The sequence below is a fragment of the Corynebacterium sp. genome (assembly GCF_030530965.1).
Classification (GTDB): Bacteria; Actinomycetota; Actinomycetes; order Mycobacteriales; family Mycobacteriaceae; genus Corynebacterium.
Map to the genome: position 1 here is coordinate 36,683 of NZ_JAUMTY010000015.1, position 9,557 is coordinate 46,239.

At 59.7% G+C, this 9,557-nt stretch carries 7 protein-coding genes; 5 read left to right on the top strand and 2 right to left on the bottom strand.

Annotation, left to right across the window (positions count from 1 at the left end):
- The 5 genes from Q3981_RS04630 to Q3981_RS04650 form a co-directional block, all read left to right on the top strand.
- The coding region (locus Q3981_RS04630) for a DUF3068 domain-containing protein (RefSeq protein ID WP_303124292.1) at positions 1 to 834 on the top strand (834 nt) is incomplete at its 5' end.
- Positions 835 to 1,022: 188 nt separating this feature from the next.
- Positions 1,023 to 2,333, top strand: coding sequence for an anaerobic C4-dicarboxylate transporter (locus Q3981_RS04635; protein ID WP_303124293.1), 1,311 nt, complete (start codon positions 1,023 to 1,025; stop codon positions 2,331 to 2,333).
- A gap of 42 nt (positions 2,334 to 2,375) precedes the next feature.
- Positions 2,376 to 3,542: an NAD(P)-binding domain-containing protein gene (locus Q3981_RS04640; protein WP_303124294.1), complete on the top strand. Its 1,167-nt coding sequence runs from the start codon at positions 2,376 to 2,378 to the stop codon at positions 3,540 to 3,542.
- A 225-nt stretch (positions 3,543 to 3,767) separates the two neighbouring features.
- Entirely contained in the window at positions 3,768 to 5,000 is a 1,233-nt protein-coding gene (locus Q3981_RS04645; RefSeq protein WP_303124295.1) for an acetyl-CoA C-acetyltransferase, read from the top strand.
- A 98-nt stretch (positions 5,001 to 5,098) separates the two neighbouring features.
- A complete protein-coding gene (locus Q3981_RS04650; protein ID WP_303124296.1) occupies positions 5,099 to 7,372 on the top strand; it encodes a 3-hydroxyacyl-CoA dehydrogenase NAD-binding domain-containing protein in 2,274 nt (757 codons plus the stop codon).
- On the opposite strand, the gene Q3981_RS04655 is transcribed toward Q3981_RS04650, so the two are convergent.
- Together Q3981_RS04655 and Q3981_RS04660 are read right to left on the bottom strand one after the other, a co-directional pair.
- Entirely contained in the window at positions 7,358 to 9,142 is a 1,785-nt protein-coding gene (locus Q3981_RS04655) for an FUSC family protein (RefSeq protein ID WP_303124297.1), read from the bottom strand. The two genes, Q3981_RS04650 and Q3981_RS04655, sit on opposite strands and share 15 nt — an antisense overlap.
- 3 nt (positions 9,143 to 9,145) lie before the next feature.
- On the bottom strand, positions 9,146 to 9,557 hold a 412-nt coding region (locus Q3981_RS04660), incomplete at its 5' end, for a hypothetical protein (RefSeq protein WP_303124298.1).

The window sequence follows — 9,557 nt, forward strand, 5'->3', positions numbered from 1 at the left end:
ATCCACGATGAGGTCGTGCTGAACCGCCACACGGCATTCCCCTCGAAAAAGCCTCAGTCTTCTGTTGCGATGGATTTATCAGCGCTGGGGATGGGTGACGATGTGAAGGTATCCATCAATGATTTCGTTCGCGATGGCTACCAGTTTCGATTCCCGTTCGGGTCTGAACGGCGGTCTTATCGATTCTTTGACGCTGCCACCGGTACCGCGACCCCCATCGATTTTGTGAACGCGATTCAGCAGCGCGGAAAAGATGTGTATTCGAAGGGAATTGATGTTTATCAGTTCAGCCAGGACCTAGGGCCCGTCAACCTTTATGACGCACAACGACGGCTCATGGACAATGCGGGCAATGTGTCGGAGGTGCAGCGGCAGGAATTAGATAGGCTTCGGCGGAATATTCCCGCGTCCTCGTGGGGATTGAGTTCCGGTGCCCCTATCCAAATGGATCCTTATTATGTGGCGACCCGAACGATAAATGTTGAACCAGCGACCGGAATAATAACAAATAATTCGGTCACGTTATGGGTTTTTTATGCCCAAAATTACAATGAGGCAAAAACGATTAAGGAAAATCAGGATAAAGAATTAGCCTCTCCTTCTCGGACTATGCTTCACTTCGACGCTCAGTGGGATGACCGTACGAAAGAAGCACGGCTACACGATATTCAGAGAGTGATTAAGCCGCTCAATATCTGGAGTAAGGCAGTGCCGTGGATAACGGGCGTGAGCGGGATGATCTTAATCCTGGCTGGGTTGTACTTGTATTTCGACGCGCGACAAGCCGGACGCCGACCTGCGGGGAAGTCCCCGGAGACCCCTGATTCGCTCTAATTGCGCGAGCGCGTCAACCCGTTGAGCGCATTAACTATTTTGATCGCTCTGCTACTTGATCAAAATCACAGTCATTAGAAATATCACACCGTTATAACCAGGTTGAGAATGGCGTCGGACCTGCCGGTAGTCCTAATCTGTTTTCGGCTTATCATCACAAAATTAAATTGCGCTGAACGGAGTGACTGATGATTTGGTTTCATCTCCTTATCGTTCTTGCCTTCATTATTCTGGGGGCTCGTTTCGGGGGAATTGGCATTGGATTCGCGGGTGCAGCAGGTGTCCTAGTACTCGCCATTACCGGGGTCTCAACATCGACAGACGATATTCCGTGGGCTGTTATCGGAATCATCATGGCTGTTATTTGCACCGTGGCCGCGCTGCAAGTGGCCGGGTCAATGGATTACTTGGTTCATCTGACCGAACGGCTCTTGCGCAGGCACCCTCAACAGATCGTCTACTTATCTCCCCTGGTCACATTCGTCATGTCGCTCCTGTGCGGAACTGGCCACACCGCATATTCCGTCATCCCGATCATTGTCGACGTCGCTAAAGAGCGCGGAATTCGGCCCTCCCGGCCGCTATCTATCGCCGTCGTCGCGTCGCAAATTGGTGTGGCAGCATCTCCAATTTCTGCTGCTATGGCCGCGTTGGTTGTCGCTTTGGATCCCTTCCATGTTGGATACTTGCAGTGCTTAGCAATTGTTATCCCGACGACGTTCATCGGGTGCGCAGCCGGCGCATTTGTTGCCGCCCGGCAAGGTAAAGAATTGGCCGATGACCCCGTTTACCAGGAGCGGAAGAAGCAAGGCCTTGTGAAGCCGTCGGCAGCTGGTATTGAAAACTACACTCCGGCAAAGAGCGCAGTTCCTAGTTTGTGGGTCTTCCTGCTTGCTCTGATTTTGGTGGTCACCTACGCGACGGTGACCTCGAAGGAGCTGGGCATTGTCGATAACCCGCCGCTGAGCGCGACGCTGGCGATCATGGCCGTTATGCTCACCGCGGCAGCAGTCATTTGCGGTCTAGCGAAGAAGCCTTTCGGCGAGATCACTACTCAGGAAACCTTCCGTTCCGGCATGACCGCAGCTATTTGTATCATGGGTCTCGCATGGTTAGGAAACATGTTCGTTAGCCACTACGCCGACACGATTTCCCACGGCCTGTCGGGCGCTTTACATTCGCAACCATGGCTCTCTGCCGTGTTCTTCTACTTCGCCGCCCCGCTCATGTTCTCCCACGCGGCGACGACATCCGCCTTCATGCCGCTATTCGTGAAACTCGGCCTGCCGGCAACGGCATTGGTGGCCAGCTATCCCGCGGTGTCTAACTACTACCTGCTCCCCAACTACCCGACGACGGTTGCCGCGATGGAAATGGACGACACTGGTTCCACCCGCGTGGGCAAAACGCCGCTCTCCCACCCGTTCGTCCTGCCCGGCACGGTGTCCATTATGGTGTGTGTTCTTCTCGGATTCCTTGTGGCTCCGATCCTGCTGTAAACGCCCCTGCCACTCCCCCGCACTGAGCTACACTGAGGAGGCATGAAAGACCACTACCGGGCAGTCATTATTGGTGCAGGACAGGCTGGTCTCGCGGGCGCTCATGAACTCGTCCATCGCGGCCTCACGCCCGGGGACGACTTCCTCATTCTTGACTCCAATGACGGTCCCGGCGGTGCATGGCGAAACCGGTGGGACTCCCTCACTTTCGACGCAGCCCACGGGATTGCCGATCTCCCCGGCCTGCCACTCGGCGACCCTGACCCGGACATCCCCGCGTCGCGCGTCGTCGCCCAGTATTACGGCGACTACGAGCAGAAATTCGGACTTGCCGTGGAGCGCCCCGCGAAGGTCATCGGCGTCTGCAACAACGATGAAAATACGGAATTGCTCACCGTGGTGTGGATGAAAGATGGGACCTGCACCTCTGTGACCTGCGAGGTCGTATTAAATGCGACGGGAACGTGGACGCACCCATACATCCCCTATATTCCCGGTATTGCGGACTTTCGGGGCACGCAGCTCCACACGGTGAATTTCACCACTGCCGACGATTTCGCGGGGAAGAAAACGCTGGTTGTTGGGGGCGGTTTGAGTGCGGTGCAGTTTCTTCTGCAACTTGCCCCTGTGACAGAAACGGTGTGGGCGACCCGGCGGCCACCAAACTTCACCGACCGCACATTCGATACGCGGTGGGGCCGCGACGTTGAACAGGCTGTTCGCGACCGCACCCATGCCGGCGACGAACCCGCCAGCGTGGTACGGACCACTGGCATTCCGCTGTGGGACACCTACCTCGACGGCGTCCGCGATGGCGTCCTGGTGAGCCGCGGAATGTTCACCCGCATCACCAGCGACGGCGTTGACTTTGAGCCACCAACATCAGCGTCGGCGGACGGCCTTGGCCCCAGCTCCGCGGATCATCTCGTTCTTCCCGAAAGCTGGCAACCATACGACGCCCACCACCACGAAACAGCTGACATCATCTTCTGGAACACGGGGTTCCGCCATGCTCTCGAGCACCTCGCACCGCTGAAATTACGCATGCTCGGCGGCGGGATAAAAATGCGCGATGAAGTGCGCGTTGAGCGAGATCCGCGGATTTTCCTCCTGGGCTATGGATCAACTGCCTCGACCGTGGGCGCTACGCGCGCAGGCCATCGAGGGGGACGAGCAGCCATGAAGTATCTGAACGATCATTCGTCGTAAACGCAGCTGAGCTGGGGAAATAGTGAGCTATGTAGGAGTTCATAGCTTCAAGCGTCGCCGTCGGTCACCCCCATGAAAAATTTATTCCTGTTCTCCCGCCACATTTCCACCTCACTCACATATAGTGACTCATAACACATTTGAACGGGTATGTGAGTGCGCTCGCACACCACCTGCACGAACGCACACCACCTGTACGGAAATGATCAACCAGGGAGAAACCACATGGCACCTGCCGCCGAGACCCAGCCCCAAGCCTTCATTTACGAGGCACTTCGAACACCCCGCGGCAAAGGGAAAAGCTCGGGCTCGCTGCACATCGCGAAACCGGTCACCCTGCTCACCACGCTCATTAAAGAAATTCGCCGCCGCAACCCCAACATCGACGAACAACGCATTTCCGACGTCATCACCGGCTGCGTGACACCCGTCGGGGATCAGGGAATGGATATCGCGCAGACAGCGGCCCTCATGGCGGACCTCCCCTACTCCGCCACCGGCGTCCAGGTGAACCGCTATTGCGCATCGGGCCTCAGCGCGGTCAACTTGGCCGCCGCCAAAGTTCGCTCCGGGTGGGATGACCTCGTTCTGGCTGGTGGGGTGGAGTCCATGTCTCGCGTGCCCATGGGATCCGACGGCGGAGCCCTCGCGATGGACCCTGAAACCGCCTTCCACACGGATTTCGTTCCCCAGGGAATTTCCGCCGACCTCATTGCCACGCTGGATGGCGTCACGCGTGACGACGCCGACAGTTACGCTGCGCGGTCTCATCAACGCGCTGCTCACGCGTGGGAGGAGGACCGCTTCTCCAATTCCATCGTTCCCGTCACAGACCAGAACGGCCTCAAACTTCTCGATAAGGACGAAACGATACGGCCTGACACTACTGTCGAATCGCTCTCCGGGCTCAAACCGTCGTTCGCCAAAATGGGGAGGATCGGCGGTTTCGACGCCGCCGCGCTGACCCGGTACCCGCAGGTTCAGCACATCAACCACATTCACCACGCAGGCAATTCCTCGGGCATTGTCGACGGCGCCGCCATGACGCTCATCGGCACGGAACAAGCTGGTACGGACATGGGGCTCACGCCTCGCGCCCGGGTCGTGACCACCGCGACCACCGGCGTCGAACCCACGATCATGCTGACCGCCCCCGCACCCGCTGCACGTGCCGCACTCCACAAAGCCGGACTCACTGCCGACGATATCGACGTGTGGGAAATTAACGAAGCCTTCGCCGCCGTCGTCCTCCGCGCACAACGCGAGCTCCACATTCCCGACGAAAAGCTCAACATCAATGGTGGGGCCATCGCCATGGGCCACCCACTCGGCGCGACCGGCGCCATGCTGATCGGACACGCTGTCGACGAACTCCACCGCTCTGGCGGACGCTACGCACTGATCACACTCTGCGTCGCTGGTGGCATGGGGGTCGCCACCATCATCGAACGCGTCTAACCCACGTCGAAAAGCAACGTCTAACGAACGTTTACGCACCGTTTACCCAGGCCAACGTCGACAAGAATGACTACACTCACCAGCCCAAGGAGCCAACGATGACCAACACAACGATCCACTGGGACACCGACGATTCCGGCATCGTCACCCTGACCATGGACGACCCCGCCTCGCCCGTCAACACGATGAACGACGCGTTCCGCGCGAGCCTTCACGACACCGTGGAGAAGCTCACCGCCGCCGTCGAGGACAAGACCGTCACGGGCGTCATTATTACGTCTGCGAAGAAAACGTTCTTCGCCGGTGGCGATATCACCTCCATGATTAATACCGGCCCCGAGGACGCCCAAGCCACCTACGACATGCTAACCAGCATGAAAAAGGATCTTCGCGCGCTGGAAACGCTCGGCGTGCCCGTTGTCGCCGCGATTAACGGAGCGGCCCTCGGAGGCGGGTTAGAAATCGCGTTGAGCTGTCACTATCGCATCGCCGCCGATGCCAAAGGCTCCAAGATTGGCCTTCCCGAAGTCACCCTGGGGCTCCTCCCCGGTGGTGGCGGAGTGACACGCACCGTCCGCATGTTGGGAATTCAGGAAGCACTCATGTCGGTGCTCACCACCGGCAAGCGCATGCGCCCTGAGCAGGCGAAAGGTCTCGGCCTTATCGACGATGTCGTCGCCCCGGACGCGCTTATCGACGCCGCACGCGAGTGGCTGGCCAGCAACCCGGAGCCCTCACAACCATGGGACCGGGAGGGCTACCGCATTCCTGGCGGAACCCCCACATCACCCAAGCTAGCGAGCATTCTTCCGTCCTTCCCCGCGACCGTGACCAAGCAGATCAAGGGCGCGCCCATGCCCGCGCCGAAAGCGATCCTGTCCGCAGCGGTTGAGGGGGCGCAGGTGGACTTCGACCACGCCCTCGACATAGAAACCCGGTACTTCGTTGAGCTGGTCACCGGCCCCACCGCAACCAACATGATGCAGGCATTTTTCTTCGATCTGCAGCACTGTAATGGTGGAGGTTCGCGCCCCAAGAACGTCGAGAAAAAGAAGTTTAAAAAGCTGGGCATGGTCGGCGCGGGAATGATGGGCGCCGGCATTGCCTATGTCGCAGCAAAGGCGGGGCTCGAGGTCGCGCTGAAGGACGTCGAACTCGCCAATGCCGAACGCGGCAAGGCGTACTCCGAGGGGCTAGAGAAGAAAGCGCTGGACCGGGGACGTACCACCGCCGAAAAATCGCAAGCACTCCTGGACCGCATCACCCCGACGGCCGACTACGCCGACCTTGCCGATTGCGACATCGTCATCGAAGCGGTCTTCGAAAACACCGAGCTCAAGCACAAAGTGTGGGCCGAAATCGAAGAAGCCGTCCCCGACGACTGCCTCCTCGGGTCGAACACCTCGACGCTGCCGATCACGGGCCTTGCCGAGGGCGTCACTCGCCCACAGAACTTCATCGGCATCCACTTCTTCTCCCCCGTGGACAAGATGCCACTCATCGAGGTCATCAAAGGCGACAAAACCGACGACGAGACTCTCGCCGGGGCGCTCGACTTCGCGCAACAAATCCGCAAGACGCCCATCGTCGTCAATGATTCTCGCGGGTTCTACACATCGCGCGTGATCGGGTTCATGCTGGATGAATCGCTGCGGATGCTCGCTGAGGGCATCGACCCGGCCGTCATCGAAGCGGCAGGTCGCCAAGCCGGCTATCCGGCACCGCCACTGCAGCTGACTGACGAACTCAACCTCAAGCTCGTGCGCAAGATCAACACCGAGAATGCTAAGGCCGCCAAAGCAGCCGGTATTCAGGTTGACGACGGAGGCGTCGGCACGATTGTCGATGCCATGCTCGACGACTATGACCGGCCGGGCAAACTCGAGGGCCGAGGGTTTTACACCTACGCCGACGGGAAACGCACCGGCCTGTGGGAGGGCCTGTGGACTGAGCTGGGGGCCGGTCGCGTGTCCATCGGCGACTACGAAACAAAAGTGTCTGACGGGGACCATGTCGGGCGACGTGGCGATGCCCCTAACCAACCCTCCGAGGATGCTCCCACCTTCGCTGACCTGCGGGAACGGATCCTCTTCGCCGAAGCCTTGGAAACACAAAAATGTGTCGACGAGGGCGTGCTGATGGACGATGCCGACGCCAACATCGGCTCGATCATGGGGATCGGATTCCCGGCGTGGACCGGGGGAACGCGGCAGTTCATCAAGAATTACGCCCGGCCTGAGGATGCTGACCTCCCCGAGAATGCGGGGGAGGATTACCCCACCCGCGGCATCCCCGGATTCGTCGCACGTGCCCGCGAACTCGCCGCGAAATACGGGGAGCGCTTCGAGCCTATGAAGTCATTGACGCAGTGACGTAGGCCGAGCCGCCACCAGCACGCGTTTCATGAGGTCGCTGGCGTTGTTCGTGTCCAGCGGGACGCCATCGATCGCGGGCAAGCGTCGGATCATTTCGTTCAAGGCCCGGCGCGCCCGGCGCGCATCGATCACCTCGTCCGGGTTTTCCACCCAGCAGCCGCACAACACAACATAGGAGAACTCGTTAATCAGTGCCGAGAGGTCCTCCCACTCGGCCAGGCCCTTAGGGAGGTCGCGGGCATAAAGCTCCTCCATCCGACGGGATGCGCTGAGCTCCAGCAGCACTTGGCGTCGCGCCACAATGCCCGGGCGCGTCAGGTCCGTCCGTTCCGCCACATAATCCAGCAGGAAACCGTCGGCAAGAAGAACACGGCGAGCCTGCCTCCGCACGATCGAGGTCGGGGCCCGGGAGGATCCTGTCACCCACAACACAAAGAGAGCCACGATGGCGCCGATAATTGTCTCGCCCGCGCGCTGGGAGACGATTTGGGTTGCGGTCAGGTTGTTGGTGGGCGCGGTGTTGAGGATCAGGAGGAGCATGGCGGTGATCCACACCGACCCCAACGCGTAGTTGCGGCCGATGGTGAAGAGGGTGGTCGAGTACAGCAGGGCGCAAATCAGGAGCAGGGGTACTGTCGGCGGGTCGATCACGTGGATGACGCCGAAGAGGGCGATACCGACCAAGGTGCCGACGACGCGATCGAACCCGCGGTGCGTTGTACTAATCCGGTCTTTGCCCAAGCTCAGTACCATCGCGGAGGTCATCACCGCCCAGTACGGGTGGCCAAAACCCAGGCCGTAGGTCAGCGCGCCTGTCAGGAAGATCGACATGCCCATGCGCAGGCCAATCTGCACCGCCGCCGAGCGGAAACTCAGCGACCATTTCACACGACGAAGAGCCGACGGCGGGCCCAAATGCGGCGATACCCGCGACAGTTTCGGCGCGTGATCTGCATTGACGCGGTACTTCATCTTGCGGAGCGTATGCCACCGACGCCACACGACGGCTTCCACAAACTGCGTGTGAATATCCCGCGTCTTTTTCTCCGCGTACCGGCCGAACGCCGAAAATGGTTTAAGTTGACGCCCCCAGCCGTATCCCAAGCGCACATCTTCCAGGGCCGTGAAAACCGCTGCGTGCGCGGCCACGCGACGCCGCGCGGCCTCGGTGTGGGTGAGGTTTTCTTCACGCATCGCTTCCACGGCGTCCTCCGCCGCGGTGATGTCATCGCGCATCGCCTTGTTCCGGTCCACCAGCTGCAGCCCCATCGAAATGCACAGCGCCAGGACGAACCCGCAGGCGCCTGCCGTCACGAGAGTAACCCCGTCGACACCCCTGGTAGGAAGGTATGTTGCCACAGCACAGGCGATGACGTACTGCATGGCGCCCGGGGGGAAGGTAATCAAGCTGTGGTAGACGATGCTGCCGAAGCAGCCCATCAGGGCCATCACCACAACCATGAGCATGATGTTGCCGGAGATCGCAACACCCAGGGCCTGCGACGCAACGAAACACACGCCGAAAACGACGAGAATACGGAGCCGGCGCAGCGGGGGCATATCGCGGGCGGACATCGCGATGAATACGCCCGTCAGGCCCGGCATCGCCAGCACTGGCGAGAAAACAATGGCCAAGGTGAAAAGGGTGACGAGGCCCGTAATCATCCCGTGGATCGTGTACCGACCCGTCCCCGGAGATTCCGGCAGAGAGAAAAAGTTACGGACTTCCCGCCCGGAAAGCTCCCAAAACCTATTCCACCATTTCACCAGCTATGACCACGTCTCCTCGGCCCAATGATCCCCACGATTCAAGAACAGTCGCGAAGTCAAGGTGTACCCCGCAACGTCGGCTTCCATTATCGACCCGTCCACGCTCAACAACAATTCCGGCTTACCAATGTGGTTGCGGTAGTTGTCGATCGCCTCGGACAGGATCATGACACCGCGAACGTCGGGGCCGTCGTGGTAGGACTGCTCCGCCCGATCGATGCGAACCAGCAGGTCACCGGCTTTGTTGCGCATCATGTCCACATCAACATGGACGCCGTCCGCCGACACCAACCCCAGGTGGGAGCGGTGACGCGGCTCGGGAATATCCCGACGCACGCCCACCACGGTGCCGTACACATTCGTTTCGGGGATGATTGCGGAATCAATCACTCCCGACGCCACATCTGCCGCT